The sequence below is a fragment of the Xanthomonas sp. WHRI 6108 genome, from assembly GCF_040202385.2.
Lineage (GTDB): Bacteria > Pseudomonadota > Gammaproteobacteria > Xanthomonadales > Xanthomonadaceae > Xanthomonas > Xanthomonas arboricola.
On the sequence record NZ_CP168198.1, the window covers coordinates 316,450 to 334,068 of the forward strand.

16 protein-coding genes are annotated in these 17,619 nt (G+C 67.0%); 9 read left to right on the forward strand and 7 right to left on the reverse strand.

All coding sequences use genetic code 11. From position 1 onward, the window contains the following. The first annotated feature begins 60 nt into the window (after positions 1-60). From ABQ039_RS01335 to ABQ039_RS01355, 5 genes are all read left to right on the forward strand, one after another. Positions 61-723, forward strand: a complete 663-nt coding sequence (locus tag ABQ039_RS01335) for an alpha/beta hydrolase (protein ID WP_065033153.1) — start codon at positions 61-63, stop codon at positions 721-723. A 78-nt stretch (positions 724-801) separates the two neighbouring features. Next, positions 802-1,896: a cell division protein ZapE gene (gene zapE, locus ABQ039_RS01340; RefSeq protein WP_026064606.1), complete on the forward strand. Its 1,095-nt coding sequence runs from the start codon at positions 802-804 to the stop codon at positions 1,894-1,896. A 147-nt stretch (positions 1,897-2,043) separates the two neighbouring features. After that, positions 2,044-2,505 carry a MarR family winged helix-turn-helix transcriptional regulator gene (locus ABQ039_RS01345; protein WP_184609844.1) on the forward strand — a complete coding sequence of 154 codons (462 nt, stop codon included), beginning with the start codon at positions 2,044-2,046 and terminating at the stop codon, positions 2,503-2,505. A 105-nt stretch (positions 2,506-2,610) separates the two neighbouring features. Then, the gene (locus tag ABQ039_RS01350; protein ID WP_016903614.1) at positions 2,611-3,039 is read left to right on the forward strand and encodes an organic hydroperoxide resistance protein; all 429 of its coding nucleotides are present in this window, start codon (positions 2,611-2,613) and stop codon (positions 3,037-3,039) included. Between the two features lie 274 nt (positions 3,040-3,313). Next, on the forward strand, positions 3,314-4,015 hold the full coding sequence (locus tag ABQ039_RS01355) for an alpha/beta fold hydrolase (RefSeq protein WP_184432496.1): 702 nt from the start codon (positions 3,314-3,316) through the stop codon (positions 4,013-4,015). A 253-nt stretch (positions 4,016-4,268) separates the two neighbouring features. Here ABQ039_RS01355 and ABQ039_RS01360 read toward each other — a convergent pair whose 3' ends face one another. Then, positions 4,269-5,078: a DUF2884 family protein gene (locus ABQ039_RS01360; protein ID WP_374057835.1), complete on the reverse strand. Its 810-nt coding sequence runs from the start codon at positions 5,076-5,078 to the stop codon at positions 4,269-4,271. Between the two features lie 221 nt (positions 5,079-5,299). Between ABQ039_RS01360 and ABQ039_RS01365 the strand changes: the two genes are divergently transcribed. Further along, positions 5,300-5,704, forward strand: a complete 405-nt coding sequence (locus ABQ039_RS01365; protein ID WP_039528967.1) for a hypothetical protein — start codon at positions 5,300-5,302, stop codon at positions 5,702-5,704. Positions 5,705-5,781: 77 nt separating this feature from the next. On the opposite strand, the gene ABQ039_RS01370 is transcribed toward ABQ039_RS01365, so the two are convergent. The 4 genes from ABQ039_RS01370 to ABQ039_RS01385 all read right to left on the reverse strand — a co-directional run bounded on the left by ABQ039_RS01370 (position 5,782) and on the right by ABQ039_RS01385 (position 9,221). Beyond that, positions 5,782-6,084, reverse strand: a complete 303-nt coding sequence (locus ABQ039_RS01370) for a hypothetical protein (protein ID WP_024938997.1) — start codon at positions 6,082-6,084, stop codon at positions 5,782-5,784. Positions 6,085-6,227: 143 nt separating this feature from the next. Next, positions 6,228-7,031, reverse strand: coding sequence for a 2,5-didehydrogluconate reductase DkgB (gene dkgB / locus ABQ039_RS01375; RefSeq protein ID WP_024938996.1), 804 nt, complete (start codon positions 7,029-7,031; stop codon positions 6,228-6,230). 73 nt (positions 7,032-7,104) lie between these two features. Then, positions 7,105-8,133: an NADP-dependent oxidoreductase gene (locus tag ABQ039_RS01380; RefSeq protein WP_349778238.1), complete on the reverse strand. Its 1,029-nt coding sequence runs from the start codon at positions 8,131-8,133 to the stop codon at positions 7,105-7,107. 116 nt (positions 8,134-8,249) lie between these two features. Continuing rightward, the gene (locus ABQ039_RS01385) at positions 8,250-9,221 is read right to left on the reverse strand and encodes an aldo/keto reductase (RefSeq protein WP_024938994.1); all 972 of its coding nucleotides are present in this window, start codon (positions 9,219-9,221) and stop codon (positions 8,250-8,252) included. A 232-nt stretch (positions 9,222-9,453) separates the two neighbouring features. On the opposite strand from ABQ039_RS01385, the gene ABQ039_RS01390 reads away from it, so the two are divergent. Both ABQ039_RS01390 and ABQ039_RS01395 read left to right on the forward strand, forming a co-directional pair. Then, positions 9,454-10,308 (forward strand): class I SAM-dependent methyltransferase, encoded by an 855-nt coding sequence (locus ABQ039_RS01390; protein ID WP_024938993.1) that lies wholly within the window; start codon positions 9,454-9,456, stop codon positions 10,306-10,308. Between the two features lie 355 nt (positions 10,309-10,663). Then, positions 10,664-11,242 (forward strand): pseudouridine synthase, encoded by a 579-nt coding sequence (locus tag ABQ039_RS01395; RefSeq protein ID WP_184614723.1) that lies wholly within the window; start codon positions 10,664-10,666, stop codon positions 11,240-11,242. A gap of 404 nt (positions 11,243-11,646) precedes the next feature. Here the strand turns inward: ABQ039_RS01395 and ABQ039_RS01400 are convergent, their stop codons facing one another. Together ABQ039_RS01400 and hrpB are read right to left on the reverse strand one after the other, a co-directional pair. Continuing rightward, on the reverse strand, positions 11,647-12,078 hold the full coding sequence (locus ABQ039_RS01400; protein ID WP_016903604.1) for a hypothetical protein: 432 nt from the start codon (positions 12,076-12,078) through the stop codon (positions 11,647-11,649). 331 nt (positions 12,079-12,409) lie between these two features. Further along, positions 12,410-14,911: an ATP-dependent helicase HrpB gene (gene hrpB / locus ABQ039_RS01405; RefSeq protein WP_184609850.1), complete on the reverse strand. Its 2,502-nt coding sequence runs from the start codon at positions 14,909-14,911 to the stop codon at positions 12,410-12,412. A 182-nt stretch (positions 14,912-15,093) separates the two neighbouring features. Between hrpB and ABQ039_RS01410 the strand changes: the two genes are divergently transcribed. Beyond that, positions 15,094-17,211: a methyl-accepting chemotaxis protein gene (locus ABQ039_RS01410; protein WP_184609853.1), complete on the forward strand. Its 2,118-nt coding sequence runs from the start codon at positions 15,094-15,096 to the stop codon at positions 17,209-17,211. Positions 17,212-17,619 lie beyond the last annotated feature (408 nt).

Below are 17,619 nucleotides of genomic sequence, written 5' to 3' on the forward strand. Positions count from 1 at the left end.
CGCAACGAAGTGTGCAGGCAGGGCGATGAACGCGGCCGGCGGGGCGGCTATTATGACGGTATGTCCAATCCCTTATTCCCCACCGAATCGGCCGCACTGACATTGGACGGGCCGGTCGGTCCGCTCGATGTCGCGGTCGATCTGCCCGAGCCGGACGTTGCCGCGCAACCGGTCACCGCCATCGTCTGCCACCCGCTCTCCACCGAGGGCGGCAGCATGCACAACAAGGTCGTCACCATGGCTGCGCGCGCGCTGCGCGAGTTGGGGATCACCGTGGTGCGCTTCAATTTCCGCAGTGTCGGCAACTCGGCCGGTGCGTTTGATCATGGCGATGGCGAGCAGGACGACCTGCGTGCGGTCGCTGCATGGGTGCGCAGCCAGCGCCCGGGCGACACGTTGTGGCTGGCCGGCTTCAGCTTCGGGGCGTATGTATCGCTGCGCGCCGCCGGCTCGCTCGAACCGCAGGTGCTGATCTCGATCGCGCCGCCGGCCGGGCGCTGGGATTTCAGCGACATGCAGCCGCCGGCGCAGTGGCTGGTGGTGCAGGGCGATGCCGACGAAATCGTCGACCCGCAGGCGGTGTATGACTGGCTGGAGACCCTGGAGCAGCAGCCCGAGCTGGTACGCATGCCCGACACCAGCCACTTCTTCCACCGCAAGTTGATCGACCTGCGCGGTGCGATCCAGCATGGTGTCCGGCGCTGGTTGCCGGCCGCCGTCTGACCGCGGCAGGGCCCATGCGTATCGCCCGGCGATGCGCCGTTGAGCGGGCAAGGCAGCAGCCGGCCCGCGGAGAACACGATGAGTGAGATGACCCCGTCGCAGCGCTACGCCGCCGGCGTACAACGCGGCGACTGGCGCGCCGACCCCGCGCAGCAGGCGGCCCTGGCCGAGCTGGACCGTATCCACGAGGCATTGGTGGACAGCGCGCAGGACGGCTGGCTGGATCGGCTGTCGGCGTTCTGGAAAAAGCCCGAGCCGGTGCGCGGGCTGTATTTCTGGGGCGGGGTGGGGCGCGGCAAGACCTTCCTGGTCGACCTGTTCTACGACGGGTTGCCGATCAAGCAGAAGTACCGCACGCACTTCCATCGCTTCATGCGCGGGGTGCACGAGCAACTGCGCGAGCACGCCGGGCAAAGCGATCCGCTGGCCAAGATCGCGCAGCAGTGGCGCGAGAATTTGCGCGTGCTGGTGCTGGACGAATTCTTCGTCACCGACATCGGCGATGCGATGTTGCTGGCGCGCCTGCTGGAACGCCTGTTCGCCGAAGGCGTGACCCTGGTGACCACCTCCAACACCGCACCGGAAAACCTCTACGCCAACGGCCTGCAGCGCGATAGCTTCATGCCGGCGATCGGCCTGCTGCAGAAATTCTGCGTGGAACTCTATGCAGAAGGCACCGAGGATTACCGCATGCGCGCGCTGACGCGCTCACCGGTGTATCGCGCGCCCCTGGATGCGCAGGCCGATGCGTGGCTGACGCAGCGCTGGGGCGAGCTGAGCGGAAATTCCGAGCCGCGCAGTGGCAACATCGAAATCGAGGCGCGCAAGATTGCCGTGCGTGCGCGCGGCAAGAGCATCGCCTGGTTCGATTTCGCCGCGCTGTGCGAGGGCCCGCGTGGCCCGGGCGATTACATCGAGATCGCGCGCGAATTCACCACCGTGTTGCTGGGCGGCATCCCGCACTTCGATCGCATGAATGAGGACGCCGCACGTCGCTTCGTCAATCTGATCGACGAGCTGTACGACCGCCACGTCAACCTGGTCTGCACCGCGCAGGACGCCCCGCCCGCGTTGTACAGCGGCCAGCGCCTGGCCGGCGCCTTCGAGCGCACCGCCTCGCGCCTGATCGAGATGCAGAGTGCCGAGTATCTGGCCACCGCACATCGGGCCTAGACATGCAGACGCGGCCCGGCCCCGGACTGCACAAGATCTTGTGACCGATCAGGACGGCGGCCTGGGCCAGTTCGGCGGCGGTGCCTGGTTACATAATGGATCAAAAAATCGCTTGCAATTAAATAGCGCGCTATGTAAATTGCAGCCATGGACACCGCCATAGCCACCACCGCCCGGACCAATGCGCTGCTGCAGCTCGACAACCAGCTGTGCTTTGCGCTGTATTCGGCCAACCTGGCGATGCACAAGCTCTACCGCGGGCTGCTGAAGACGCTGGACCTGACCTATCCGCAATACCTGGTGCTGCTGGTGTTATGGGAAACCGACGGCCGCAGCGTGTCGGAGATCGGCGAGCGCCTGTACCTGGACTCGGCCACGCTGACCCCGCTGCTCAAGCGGCTGCAGGCTGCCGGGCTGGTCACCCGCACACGCGCCGCCAGCGACGAGCGTCAGGTGATCATTGCGCTGACCGATGCCGGCCGCGCACTGCGCGCCAAGGCCGGCGCGGTGCCGGAGCAGGTGTTGTGCGCCTCAGCGTGTTCGTTGGACGAATTGCGTCAACTCAAGCAGCAGCTGGAAACGCTGCGCTCAAACCTCGGCACGGGGTGAGCGTGTTCCGCATCGCCCACACTTTTTGCAACATGTCGTACACGATTCAATCGTCAACTACTCAGCTACATCACGCGCTGACAGCGCTCATTCTGGAGAACCACCATGGCCTCACCTGAAAAAGTCCTCTACACCGCCCATGCCACTGCCACCGGCGGCCGCGAAGGCCGCGCCGTGTCTTCCGACAAGGCGCTGGACGCCAAGCTGTCCACCCCGCGCGAGCTGGGCGGCGCCGGCGGCGACGGTACCAACCCGGAGCAGCTGTTCGCTGCCGGCTACGCCGCCTGCTTCATCGGCGCGATGAAGGCTGTCGCGGCGCAGGACAAGCTCAAGCTGCCGGGCGAAGTGAGCATCGACAGCAGCGTCGGCATCGGCCAGATTCCGGGCGGCTTCGGCATTGCCGTGGAGCTGCGCATCGCAGTGCCGGGCATGGACCAGGCCGAACTGCAGACGCTGGTCGACAAGGCCCACCAGGTCTGCCCGTACTCCAACGCGACCCGCGGCAACATCGACGTCACCCTGACCCTGGCCTGATCCACGCCAGCACCACGCGTAACACGTGGTGGAGTCAGAAACGGCCCGGCGCCTGCGTCGGGCCGTTTTTGTTGCAGCAGCAGCGCTGCCCTGAAGAACACAGGCAGCCGGCGTCGCTGTGTCAGCGCGACCTGGCATGGACGCAAGACACGCCAACGAGGCGATGCACCCGCGTCCGGGTGCGCACGCACGCGCTGGCGATGGGCGTCACCGCGCGGCACACTGTTGCAATGACAGTGCCTGCTTCTGCGATCCCGATCGGACTTCCCTGCGCATGAGCGCAACGCGTCCCACCTTGTTGCTGCTCCCCGGTCTGCTCAACGATGCGCAGCTGTGGCAGGCACAGCGCGTGGCCCTGGCCGAGCTTGCCGACTGCGTGGTCGGCGACATCACCCAGGGTGAGAGCATGCGCGCGCTGGCGACACAGCTGCTGGCGCAGATGCCTCCGCGGTTTGCACTGGCAGGATTTTCCTTGGGTGGCTACGTCGCGCAGGAAATCCTGCGTATCGCGCCGGAGCGCGTGGAGCGGCTGGCCTTGCTGGACACCTCGGCGCGTGCCGATTCGCCCGAGCGTGCGGCGCAACGGCGCGCGCAGGAAGCGAGCGTGCGTGGCGCCAGTGCCTTCCACGGATTCGGCGAACGGCTGCTGCGGCACTACGTGCATCCCTCGCGCTGGCAGGACGAGGCCTTGCTGGAGCGGGTGCGTGGCATGACCCAGCGCCTGGGCGTGGAGGTGTTCCTGCGGCAGAACCGGCTGGAGCGTGAAGACGGCCGCGCGCTGCTGCGCGCCTATGCCGGCCCGCTGCTGGTGCTGTGCGGCCAGGACGATGCGATCACCCCGCCGGCATTGCACGAGGAAATGGCCGCACTCGCAGTGCACGCGCGCTTGGTGCAAGTGCCTGCGTGTGGCCATCTGTCGCCGCTGGAACAGCCGCAGGCAGTGTCGGATGCACTGCGGCAATGGCTGCTCGCCTGATACGACGACGACCGAGCTGACCCAGCCAGGCCTGCCGCCGTGCGATCCCATGCGGCGAGATGGCATCAACCAGTGCGCGATGAGGGGCTCTGAACCAATAGTCTTGGAAAGGTGATCAGGGCGCCGTCGGCTGCTACGCAGTGCCTGCATTCATGCATGCAAGGTGTCGTACGCAGTCACGGCAGCCATCTGGCCGAAGCGACTCGTTGGGCTGCCACAAGGCGTCAAGTTCCCCTGCGCTACACCGCCGCCGTCACCGCGCGGCCGTCGCCACAACGCTGTTGGATACCGGCGCATCGGCGTCGTCTTTCTGCTGATGCGTGTGGAGTTCCAGCATCTGCAGCCGCTGCCCCTGGAAGCGATATTCCAGCGCCTGCTGCACCCCATACAGGGCCTGCGCCTGCGTGCACAGCGTCTGTGCCTGCGCTTCCAGCGCCTGGCTGCGTACCTGCATCTGCTGCTCCATGTGCGCATCCAGCTGCTCGCCGCGTCGCTCCAGCTGCGCAGCGCGTCCGGTCATCACCGTCCACATCACGCTGCGGGTCAGGCTGCCGGCCAGGTCGTCGGCAGCGCGTTCGACACTGGCTTCGAAACGTTCGTCGAACAGGGCCTGCTCCCAGCGCCCACGCCCCAGCGTGGCATCGACCTGCGCGAGTGCGGTGCCGCGCAGTCGCTCCACCTTGCGCTCCTGGCGCGTGCTGTCGGTCAGCATTTGCACCACGCCGGCCAGTGCGTCGAAGCTGATGTCGACCACCGAGCGGGCAATGGCGGTCACGGCCGGCATCAGTGCGCGGGCACCCTGCTCGAGTTCGCGCAGGCGTTGCGCGTCGGCAGCGCTGATTGCTTGCGGTTGGCGATCGATGTTGAGTTCGCCACCGTGGAAGAAAATCTCGCGCGGCACGCCTTGCTTGCGACGCAGCCAGATACCGCCGCTGTCGGCCAGCAAGTCGTAGGAGGTGCTGACGTCACACTGCTGTGCGGACACCTGCGGCCTGGCGGTTGCAGCCTGTGCGCTACAGGCCGCCAGCAGCAGGAGCGGGGCCAGGAAGGTGCGGATGCGCATGGGGCGGATGCCCGGGAGTGGTGATGCGGCAGCATGGCGCGCGGCTGCACGCCGGGCCATGGGCAGGAAGTCAGGGTGCCGTAGCGGCGTTTTGGCCCCTACTGCGCAAAGCGTGAACCGGGTCGAGCATCGTTGCGCCGACATCCTGCAAACGTTTGGCTCACTTGATTCTCACGGTGTATGGTGTGAATTATGTTGCACAGCAGCATCGGAGCTCAGCAATGCTCGACTCACGCATCGAAAAGGTTGATCTGGCACTCACCGAGATTGCCAAGGACCCATCGGAGAAGGTGGCGCTGTGGCAGTGGGCGTGCCGCGAGATGCTGCACGAGACGCTGATCGGCATGCACCAGCTCTCGCACCTGGCCGGCATTTCCCAGCAGGTTGCCAACGACTGGCGCGCGCCGGTGGATGTGATCGCACCCGAGAAGCCCTATCTGGCCCCCTCCGCGCTGGCCGATCGCCGCCTGCCGCAGGTGCTCGATGGCCTGGGCAATACGCATGACGACAACGACCGCGCCACGCTGTGGCGGCTGCGCTATGCCAGCCTGATCGCCGCCACCCTGCAGGGCATGCAGGCACTGGCCGACAAGCACCGCATCGACCGCCAGGCGATGGCACTGTGACAGTGAGCTGACAGCGCTGCGCGGCCGCAAGCGCTGCGCCGGCTTCCGAACGGTCGCTTCACGTCAACATGCTTGCTTCAATGCCGGACGGCGGCCTCTTCCAGATGCCGCCACGCATGCCGCACGATCCAGCGCGCCTGGTCCCAGGGCACCGACAGCAGCGGTTGATAGTGGTAGTAGCCGTCCTGCAGCACGCGATACAGCTGCGCCTCGGTCGCGCGCGGATAGGCCAGATAGATGTCGTAGCCGAGCGTGAGTAGCCGGGCGTAATCGGCGAAGGCGTAGCCACCCAGATGGCCTTCGGCGTGGACACCGCGCCAGTAGGCGATCTCGGTGTCGAGATCGACGCTGCGGCGGGTCAAGACGGATGCGCTGTGCATGGGTAGGACTCCGTTGCCGAGACTACCCCCTGTGCCCGGCACCGTAGCAGCGCCTGCCGCGTGCAACCAGCACGCGACGACGAGCGGTCGTCACGGTGACGATGCCACGGGCCGGACAGCGCCGACCCATGGCAGCCGGGACCTCAATCCCAGTCGGGTGCGATGGCCTTCGGGTTGGCCAGCCGCTGCCCGCGGTCCAGTGCGGCGATCTCGGCCATATCCTGCTCGCTCAGCCGCAGCGTCTGCGCCTTGAGATTGCTCTCCAGATTGTCGCGCTTGGTCGAAGACGGAATCACCGAATAGCCCTGCTGCAGCGCCCAGGCCAGGGTGACCTGCGCCGGGGTGGCGTCATGGCGTGCGGCGATCGCCTGGATCACCGGGTCCTTCAGCACCTCGCCCACCGCCAGCGTCATGTACGAGGTCACGTGGATGCCTTGCTCGCGCAGGAACGCGATCAGGCTGCGGTTCTGCAGGTACGGATGCACTTCGATCTGATTGGTGGCGATGGCCTCGGCGCCCAGGATCTCGATGGCCTGCTTGATCAGCGCGATGGTGAAGTTGGAGACGCCGATCGCGCGGGTCAGGCCCTGCTGCCGGGCCTCGTTCAAGGCTTCCAGATAGTCGCGCATCGGCACCTGATCCTTGGGCGAAGGCCAGTGGATCAGGGTCAGGTCGACATGGTCGGTGCCCAGTTTGCGCAGGCTTTCCTGCAGGCTGGGCAACAAGGCGCTGCGGTCGAACTTGTCGACCCAGATCTTGGTGGTCAGATACAGCTGATCGCGCGGCAGGCCGGATGCAGCGATGGCCTGGCCGACCTGTTCTTCGTTGTCATAGATCTGCGCGGTATCGACGGCGCGGTAGCCCAACTCCAGTGCATTGCGCACCGAGTCGATGACGACCTGGTCCTTGAGACGGAAGGTGCCGAGGCCGAATGCGGGGACTGTCATTGTGTTCCTTTGGTAATCGGGAATGGGGAATCGTGAATCGCAAAAGCTGATGTCGTGGGGGCGCTGTGAGCCATTAGTCCAGTGCGACGACGGCCTTGCCGAAGTTCTCGCCGCGCAGCAGGCTGATCAGGCCCTGCGGGGCGCTGTCCAGCCCGTGCAGGACGTGTTCGCGGTACTGGATCTGGCCGTCGCGCAGCCACTGGCCCATCTCGCGCAGGAAGGCGGGCATCAGGCGGATGAAATCGTGCTGGATGAAGCCGCGCACGGTCAGCCGCTTGCGCAGCACCTGGCCCATGAACTCCGGCAGGCGATCCGGCCCCGGCAAGGCCTGGCCGCGGCTGTTGTAGGTGGCGATCACGCCGCATACCGGGATGCGCGCGAAGTCGTTCAATTGCGGCAACACCGCGTCGAAGACCTTGCCGCCGACGTTCTCGAAATAGATGTCGATCCCGTCCGGGGTGGCCGCGCGCAGCTGCTCGGCAAAGTCGTCGGCGCGATGGTCCAGCGCCACATCCACGCGCAGCACCTCGCGCAGATACCGCACCTTTTCCTCGCCACCGGCAATGGCCACCACGCGCAATCCCTGCAGACGCGCCAGCTGGGCCACGGTGGCGCCGACCGACCCGCTGGCTGCTGCCACCACCAGGGTTTCGCCGGCCTGCGGCTTGCCGATTTCGTGCAGGCCGGCGTAGGCAGTGAAGCCGGGCATGCCGTACACGCCGAGCGCGGTGCTCAGCGGCAGGGCATCGTCCTTGGGCAGCTTGCGCAACGGCGCGGTGGGCGTGAGCAGGCTATGGCTCTGCCAACCGCCGGGCAGTACCAGCAGGTCGCCTGGCTGATAGCCGGCATGGTGCGACTCGAGCACCTCGCCGACGGTGCCGCCTTCCATCACCGCGTCGATCTCCACCGGGGCGGCGTAGGACGGGCCTTCGTCCATGCGTCCGCGCATGTACGGGTCCAGCGACAGGAAGCGGTTGCGCACCAGAATCTGGTCGTGCCCGGTGGGCGGCAAGGCGACGTCTTCAATGCGGAAGTTGTCGGCGCTCGGCTCGCCGTGCGGGCGAGAGGCCAGCACGATGCGGCGATTGGTGATCGATGTCATGGGGGATTCCTTGCGGAAAGGGCCGCGCGTACGCGACCGGGGGAGCGCAGCCGCAATGGCGGCTGCGCGCGGAAAGACGCGCGTGGTCGACTGCGTGCGTGATGCAAGCCGATGCGTCAGGCTGCGTCGGCCGGCTCGGGGGCGCTTGCGGCATCGAGCTGTGCAATCTGATCGGCGCTCAACGACAGCTGCGCGGCGGCCAGCACATCGTGCAACTGGGTCACGCTGGTAGCGCTGACGATCGGTGCGGTCAGGCCGGGGCGTGCGATCAACCAGGCCAGTGCGATCTGTGCCGGTGTGGCGCGGTGGGTGGCCGCCAGATCGTCCAGCGCCTGCAGAATGCGCAGGCCGCGCGGATTGACGTATTGCTTGACCACCGAGGCACCGCGCGCGCTGCTCTTGCCGGCGTCGTCGGCGCTGCGGTATTTGCCGGTCAGAAAACCGCTGGCCAGCGAGTAGTAGCTGATCACGCCGAGCTCGCGTTCGCGCACCAGCGGCTCCAGCTCGGCTTCATAGCCGGCGCGGTCGTAGAGGTTGTATTCCGGTTGCAGGCTTTCGTAACGCGGCAACTTGTACTGCTCGGAGATATCCAGGGCATCGCGCAGGCGTGCGGCGCTGTAGTTGGACGCGCCGATCGCGCGCACCTTGCCCTGTTCGATCAAGCGGCCGAACGCGGCCAGCGTGGCTTCCAGCGGAATCGATTCGTCGTCTTCGTGCGCCTGGTACAGATCGATCACATCGGTCTGCAGGCGGGTGAGCGAATCTTCCACCGCGGCGGCGATGTTCTCCGGCGACAGGCCCGGATGCTCGCTCCATTTGGCCACCTTGGTGGCGATCAGCACCTTGTCGCGCTTGCCGCTGCGTGCGAGCCAGCGCCCGATGATGGTTTCCGACTCGCCACCGCGATTGCCCGGCACCCAGCCGGAGTACGCATCGGCGGTGTCGATCAGGTTGAAGCCGGCATCGACGAAGGCATCGAGCAACGCGAACGAGGTCGCCTCGTCGGCGCTCCAACCAAACACATTGCCACCGAACACGATCGGTTGAACCTGCAGGCCGGAGCGGCCTAGCGCGCGGGAGTGGGTCATCACGGTTGCTCCTGATTCGAACTGCCGACAGGATAGTCATGCGTGCCGATGTTGCGTGTGACACCTGCGTGGATTCAGCGTTCCGCAGATCGCCCTCATCGACTCACGTCGTCTGAACATGTCGTCCGCCGCGCCTGGTGCGGCGCGTCATGCGGCGTACGGATCCGTGCACATGGCAGGCTTCGGGCCGCATGCTAGGCTCGCGCTACTTTTTCCCGCAAAGGGCGCTGCGATGATCCGCAACAAGCTGGTGTGTGCATGTGTGGTGGGGATGGCAGTGGCGATGAGCGCGCCACTGGCAATGGCAATCAAACCGGCCGATAGCGCCAGCTTGCCGGCGCCCGATGCGGCGCTGCAAAAAGCCATCGACGGCAACTGGCGCGATCGTGTCTACGTGCAGCGCGACGTCTATCGTCATCCCGGCCAGACGCTGGCGTTCTTCGGCATCAAGCCGACCCAGACCGTCATTGAAATCACGCCGGGTGGCGGCTGGTATTCGGAAATCCTGGCGCCGTACCTGCGCGATAAGGGCAAGTATGTTGCCGCAGTGGTCGACCCGGCGGCGGTGCCGGAGGGGCGCGGCCGCGATTCGGCACAACGTGGGCGCGACGAGCTGGAGAAGAAGTTTGCCGCCAAGCCGGAGGTGTACGGCAAACCGTCGTTCGTTTCCTATGTGCCCAAGACGCCGTCGTTCGGCGTGGACAACTCGGCCGATCTGGTGCTGACCTTCCGCAACGTGCATAACTGGCGCATGGCCGGCAATGCCGAGGCGATGTTTGCCGGCTTCTACAAGGTGCTCAAGCCCGGCGGCGTGCTCGGCGTGGTCGAGCACCGTGCCAAGGCCGACGTGCCGGCCGACGACAAGAGCGGCTACGTCGGCCAGGCGCAGTTGATCGCGATGGCCGAAGCGGCCGGATTCAAGCTCGCCGGCAAGAGCGAAGTCAATGCCAACCCGCGCGACACCAAGGACTATGCCGGTGGCGTGTGGACCCTGCCGCCGAGCAACAACCACGACAAGGCCGACGACGCCAAGTACAAGGCGATCGGTGAGAGCGACCGCATGACCTTGAAGTTCGTCAAGCAGTGAGACGCGGCCTGCATGCCGACGCACGCGCGTCGGCATGCAGGTCCTGCACTGCCCGCGACGGTGCGTCGATGCTGTCATGGCGCGCGGCATGCGATGACTGCGCAATCGGCTGCACGACCGTAAGGACGGCGCGGGCAGCGCAACGACGGCCAGTTGGGCCAACGCTGCGCTGGTTTGCATGCGGCAGGCCACTGATGCACAACCGCCCCGCGTAGCGATGCCGGCTGCGTCAGCGTGCAACGCGGTTGCATGCAGCAGCACATCGCCTGCCGCCGGTGGCGCGACCTCTTCAACCCGGTGCATGACCCACGCGCCACGCGCGTGGCCTGCAACGACCTTGCGCAACAGGATTGGCATGTTGGTGTTGTTGAACAAACCCTATGGCGTGCTGTCGCAATTCAGCGACCGCTCGCAGCCGCCCAAACGCACGCTGGCCGAATTCGGCCTGCCGGCCGACGTCTATGCAGCCGGTCGCCTGGATCACGACAGCGAAGGCCTGTTGCTGCTGACCGACGATGGTGCACTGGCGCATCGCTTGACCGACCCGCGCCACAAGCAACCCAAGACTTACTGGGTGCAGGTGGAAGGCGACCCGAAGCCCGCGCAACTGCAGGCCTTGCGTGATGGCGTACTGCTCAACGACGGCCCGACCCGCCCGGCCGAAGTGCGCAGGCTCGATCCGGCACCGCAGCTGTGGCCGCGCGATCCGCCGGTGCGCGTGCGCAAGACCGTGCCCGATGCCTGGCTGGAGCTGCAGATCACCGAAGGCCGTAATCGTCAGGTGCGGCGCATGACCGCCTCGGTGGGCCTTCCGACCTTGCGTCTGATCCGCGTGGCGATCGGCGACTGGACCCTGGATGCGCTGGCGCCGGGCCAGTGGCGCATCGAACAAACGCGCGGCGCGCGTCCAAGTAGGACGCGACGCGGAGCCTGATGCATCCGGTACAGCGGTCGCTGCACCGCACGCGGCGCTGAGCTCGATGCATCTTGGACGGCGCTGCTTATAGAATCGCTCATGCGGCATGAGCAGCAGGATTGGTAACGCGAACACAGATGCAGCGGTTGCGTGTCTGCGTGGCCGATCCACCCTGCGATGCGGCAATACGGCGCGGGTCAGGCCAAGCGCGGTAATGACAAGCGCGCGGCTATGGGCAAGCAACGCGATCACACGCGATCGTTAATCGCCGCGGACCTGCACATGTAGTGCCGCATTCTTCGACCACGCGAGTGGGTGTCGATGACTTGGCGATTTAACGGTGGCATCGATCGTCGTCCACAAACAAAAACGCCACGGCGCAGGGCAGTGGCGTCATGTTTTGTGCCTGGAACGACGACGGCTTACTCGATGCCGTCGCTCGGAGTCACCGCACCGCGACGCTGGTAGGCGGCGCGACGTGCGCTGGCATTGCTGGCGTGTTCGCGGTCCAGACGGTGGACGTTGCCGCCAAGCACCTGCTGGTCACGCTGGCGCTTGCGATACACGGCATAACCGATCAGGCCCAGGCCGGCGACGGCAGCAGCCACCGTGACGGCCGGGTTGCGCTTGACCACTTTGCTGACGACCTTGCCGCCGGTGCGCACGGCACCCAGGGCAGCACCGGTCTTCAGCCATTCGCTGGCGCCCGGACCGAAATGACGCAGGCTGCTGCCTGCATGACGGGCCTGATCGCCAGCATTGGAGGCGGCGTGACGCAGATGGTCGCCCGCATTGCCAGCCAGTTCCAGGGCACGCTCCAGGGCGCGTTCGGTGATCACAGTCAGCTTGCTCATTGGAGGCGTTTCCTTTCTGAGTACGTGGGCCGCAGTGTGTGGGCTGTTGCGTATAGACGGTGTTAGCGGTGGCAGGGCTTGTTTGGGTTGCGGTTAAGTAATGATGCGGGGCGGTGCTGTGATCGGCGTTTACCTGGATCCGGTATCTACCTGGATGCGGCAGAAGCCTGACCTGGCCGGTGTCGACGCTGACGTCGCTTCTCCCGCCGGAAGTAAGGTGCCCGAAGGGTGGATGAGGGGACGGGCGAAGCCACGTGCAGTTGTAATTACAACGAGGGCTTCGCACCGTACCCGTACCCCAGCCCCTCTCCCGAGGGGAGAGGGGCTTACATCAGGTGCCGCGCGGTTTTGCCCGATGGGTTGCAGTCGCGGTCCATGGATCTTCCGGCCACGGATGTCTGGGATACCGCCCTTTCATCTCCTTCCTGACATCCGGGTACGTGGTGACCCAGAAGCTCTTCAAATCCTGCGTGACCTGCAACGGGCGTCCGCCGGGCGAGAGCAGATGCAGGGTCAGCGGGATGCGGCCGTCGGCGATGCGCGGGGTTTCAGCCAGGCCGAACAGTTCCTGCAGCTTGACCGCCAGCACCGGCGGCAACGGTTGCTCGGCGTGGTCGAGGGCGTAAACGATCTGCCGCTCCATGCCCGAGGGCACGCTGATGCGGGTGGGCGCATGGCGGTCGATCAGCTGGCGGCGGTCCCACGGCAGGGCGGCCTTGAGCGCCTCGCCCAGATTGGCCTCGTCCAGCGCATCCAGGCGGGTCTTGCCAGCGAAGGCCGGGCGCAGCCAGGTGTCCAGTGTCTCCAGCAACGCGGCGTCGGACAGGTCGGGCAGTGCAAGCTCGGGCATCCAGGCTTGCAACGACTGCAGGCGGGCCCGCCATTGGCGCAGGCCGTCGGTCCACGGCAAGGCATCCAGGCCGAGCTGCCGCACCGCCTCGGTCAGCGCACCGGCGGCTTGCGCCGGATCGACGCGGCCGGCCGGGCGGCTGTCGAGCACGATGCGGTCGAAGCTGGATTGCCGACGCGCGACCAGGGCGCGCTTGTCCGCGTCCCACTGCACCAGATCCTGCTGCACGAAACGCTCGGGCACGCTGCGGCACAGATAGCCTTCGTCCACCGGCGCTGCGCGCAACAGCAGCGCGTCCTTGGCTTCGTAACGCAACTCGCTGGCAACCAGCCAGGGTTCGCCGCGCAGGTCGCTGTGGTCGAACAGGCGCGCGCTGCGGCCGTTGGCCAGCAGGTAGCGCAACGGGTCGTTGGGATGGCGTGCGGCAATGCGGTCGGGGAAGGCGTGCGAGAGCAGGTCGCCGAGCGCGTGCGCCTCCACGCTGGCGGGCGGAGCGCTGTCGCAGCGCAGCCGCCGTCGCCATTGTTTGGCGGCGCTGTCGATCGCGGCCAGGCCGCCGCGGTTGGCATCGTGCGCGCTGCGGCCTTGGCGGAATGCGGCCAGTGCGCGCCAGCGTGCAGCCAGTCCATCGCCGCCTTGACGCAGCGGGTCGCGCGCTTCCAGCAAGGCGGCCAGGTCGCAGGCCAGCGCCACGCGTGTCGCGTCGCCAGCCTGCGCCAGCATCGCGGCCAGACGCGGATGGGTGCCCAGCGCGAGCATGCGCCGGCCCAGTGCGGTGATGCCGCCGCTGCCGGTGAGCGCGCCCAGCCGCTGCAGCAATTCGTGCGCGGCGGCCAGCGCACCGGCCGGCGGGGCATCGACGAAGCGCAGCGCAGCGCTGCCCCAGGCGGCCAGTTCCAGCGCCAGGCCGGCCAGCTCCACCTGGGTGATCTCCGCGCGCCGCTGCGGTTCCAGCCGCTGCGATTGCGGCCACAGCCGGTACGCCCAGCCGCTGGCCACACGCCCGGCGCGGCCGGCACGCTGGTCGGCCGAGGCCTGCGCGATGGTGGTGATGTCCAGGCGCGAGAAACCGCTGTTGGGATCGTAATGCGGCTCGCGCGCCAGCCCGCTGTCGATGACCACGCGCACGCCGGGCAGGGTGACCGAGGACTCGGCAACATTGGTCGCCAGCACCACGCGGCGGCGGCCGGACGGGTCGGGTTGCAGCACCTGGCTTTGCGCCTCGACCGCCAGCTCGCCGTGCAGCGGCAGCACCTGCACCGCCGGATCCAGCACGTCCTGCAGCGCGCTGTGCACGCGTGCGATCTCGCGCTGGCCGGGCAGGAACACCAGCACATCGCCCGGGTGGGTGGACAAGGCGTGTTCCACCGCGCGCCGGGTCTGCGGCTCCAGCGCTTCGTCGCGGCGCGCGGGAAAGTGCGCGATCTCCACCGGGAAACTGCGCCCGGCGCTGCTCAGGCGCGGCGCATCGAGAAAGCCGGCCAGGCGCTCGCCATCCAGCGTGGCCGACATCGCCACGATGCGCAGGTCCTCGCGTACCTGCGCCTGCACGTCCAGCGCCAGCGCCAGGCCAAGGTCGCCGGCCAGATGGCGCTCGTGGAATTCGTCGAACAGCAACGCGCCGATGTGCTCCAGCATCGGGTCGTCCTGGATCAGCCGGGTCAGGATGCCCTCGGTGACGACCTCGATGCGGGTACGCGCAGAGGTCTTGTTCTCGAAGCGGATGCGGTAGCCCACCGTCTCGCCGACCGGCTCGCCCAACTGGCGCGCCATGAACACGGCGGCGCTGCGGGCGGCCACGCGCCTCGGTTCGAGCATCACGATCTTGCGGCCGGCCAGCCAGGGTGCGTCCAGCAAGGCCAGCGGTACCTGGGTGGTCTTGCCGGCGCCGGGCGGGGCTTCCAGCACCAGCCGCGGATGGGCGGCCAGGCTGTCGCACAGCTGCGGCAGCAGGGGGGAGATCGGAAAGGCAGGCTCGGTCATGCGCGGGAAGGATACGGGCACGTCACAGATGGCGCGATGGTCGGGCCGTCGGGTGAAGCCTGTCGGGGAATCCGGAAGTGCTATTACCTTTTAGGCATTCAAGGCTGACTTTGGCGCCGGCGCTGCTTCAGGCCGGCAGCGTGCCTGTCGATAACCGCTGTACTCCCCGATTTGGACGCCCCATGTCTGCTGCCACCCCGAAATTCGTCAGCCTGCAAAGCAAGCTGCTCGGCGCGCTCGCGCTGGGCCTGTCGGTCATCCTGCTGTGTGCCCTGGGCGGTTTGGGCACGGCGTGGCTGAGTCTGTCCGGCAAGGTGCCGCCGGAGGTGGCGCAGGCTTCCAGCAGCGAAGAGATCACCCGCGATTTCCGCCTGCAGGTGCAGGAGTGGAAGAACGTGCTGATCCGCGGGCGCGATCCGGCGCTGCTGGACAAGCACCTGAGCGCCTTCCGCGAGCAGGGCAGGAAGGTGCAGGCCAGCACCGCGGCGCTGGCCAAGGCAACCCAGGACCCGCAGGTGCGCACGCTGGCGCAGGACTTTGCCAAGGCGCATCTGGGTCTGCAGCGCAATTACGAAGCGGCGCTGGGCAAGTTTGCCGAGGCCGGCTACGACACCCAGGTGGGCGACCAACTGGTCAAGGGCCAGGACCGCGCGCCCAGCCACACCCTCGAAGAACTGGTGAAGCGCAGCAAGACCCTGGCCGATGCGGCGGTGCTGGCCAGTTCGCAATCGGCGCAGCACAAGCTGGTGCTGTCGGCGGTGGCCACGGTCGCTGCGGCGCTGTGCCTGGTGGCAGTGCTGGGCTGGTGGATCCGTCGCTCGATCGTGCGCCCGATCGAAAACGTCGCGCGTGCGGCACGCCAGGTGGCGGCCGGCGATCTGTCGGCGCGCGCGGCGGTCAGCACGCGCGATGAAATCGGTCTGCTCGGCCAGGCCATGGGCCAGGTGGTCAACACGCTCACCGACGTCTCCACCGCGCAGGCCGACATGGCACAGCGCCACGAAGCCGGGCAGATGAGTTACCGCATGGACGCGCAGGCCTTCCCGGGCGCGTACGGCCGCATGGTCGACGACACCAATGGCTTGATCGGCGCGCAGGTCGGTCTGATCGGCGACATGCTGCAGGTGATGCAGCATTACGCGGTCGGCGACATGTCGGTGGACATGCCCCGCCTGCCGGGCGAGAAAGCGCAGATCACCGAGGCGATGGACACCACCAAGCGCAACCTGGCGGCGATCAATGGCGAAATTCGTGGCCTGGTCGACGCGGCTGCGGCCGGCGACTTCGCCACACGCGGCAATGCCGAGGCCTACCAGTTCGAATTCCGCGCCATGGTCAGCGGCGTCAACGGCCTGATGCAGAACGTGGACCAGAATCTGGCCGAGCTGTCGCAGCTGCTCAAGGCGATCGCCGATGGCGACCTGACCGCGCGCATGCACGGCAACCAGCAGGGCGTGTTCGCACGCATGCGCGACGATGCCAATGCCACCGTGCAGCGCCTGACCGATATCGTCGGCGACATCACCGTGGCCGCGCAGACCATTCGCACCGCCTCGGCAGAGATTGCCGCCGGCAACAACGACCTGGCCCAGCGCACCGAACAGCAGGCTGCCAACCTGGAAGAAACCGCTGCCTCGATGGAAGAGCTCACCTCCACCGTGCGCCAGAACGCCGACACCGCGCAGCAGGCCAGCCGCGGCGCGCAGGCGGCCGCGGAGATCGCCGGCCGTGGCGGCGAGATGGTGGCCAGCGTGGTCGACACCATGGGCGAGATCGAGGTGTCGTCCAAGAAGATCGCCGAGATCATCAGCGTCATCGACGGCATCGCCTTCCAGACCAACATCCTGGCCTTGAACGCGGCAGTGGAAGCGGCGCGTGCCGGCGAACAGGGCCGCGGCTTTGCCGTGGTCGCCTCGGAAGTGCGCGCGCTGGCACAGCGTTCGGCCGGCGCGGCCAAGGAGGTCAAGCAGCTGATCGACGCCTCGGTGGACAGCGTGGAGCGCGGCAGCGCGCGCGTGGATCAGGCCGGGCAGACGATGCAGCAGATCGTGCAGTCGGTGCAGCAGGTGACCACGCTGATTGCGGAGATTTCCGCCGCATCGCGCGAACAATCCTCCGGCATCGAGCAGGTCGCCCGCACCGTCAACGACATGGACGAAACCACCCAGCGCAATGCCGCACTGGTGGAAGAAGCCTCCGCCGCAGCCCGTGCGATGGAAGAGCAAGCAGTGGAACTGAGCGAAGCGGTATCGGTGTTCCGCCTGGATGCACGCCGGCCGCGCCTGGCGGCTGCGGCTTGATTGCGTAAGGCGTTGTAGCGGCCCAGGTGCAGCTGCTTGAATCAAAAGCCCTGTGCGTCGAGGGCGCGGTGCCCTCACCACCTGCGGGACACGCCGTGCATCCGTCCATGGAGGCTCCTTGGCGGCCTCCATGCCGCCAAGGGTCCCGCAAGCGGCGGGGACGCCGCACCAAGCTTTGGTCGATGGGCGCGTGAAAACCTGGTTTTGCTTTGGGGTGCCGAGAAGTTTGAGATCGCTTCGTTCAAGGCTTGCCTGTTGCTCGAATTCGATTGAGGGGCTAACTGGGCTCCCACAATCCGAACAACGCACATCGTGCATTGCTTGCACCAAGCACACCGACCATCTCGCTTGGTCCTTGCCCGTCCACCGTCGCGGGACCTTACGCGGCATGGATGCCGCGTAAGAGCC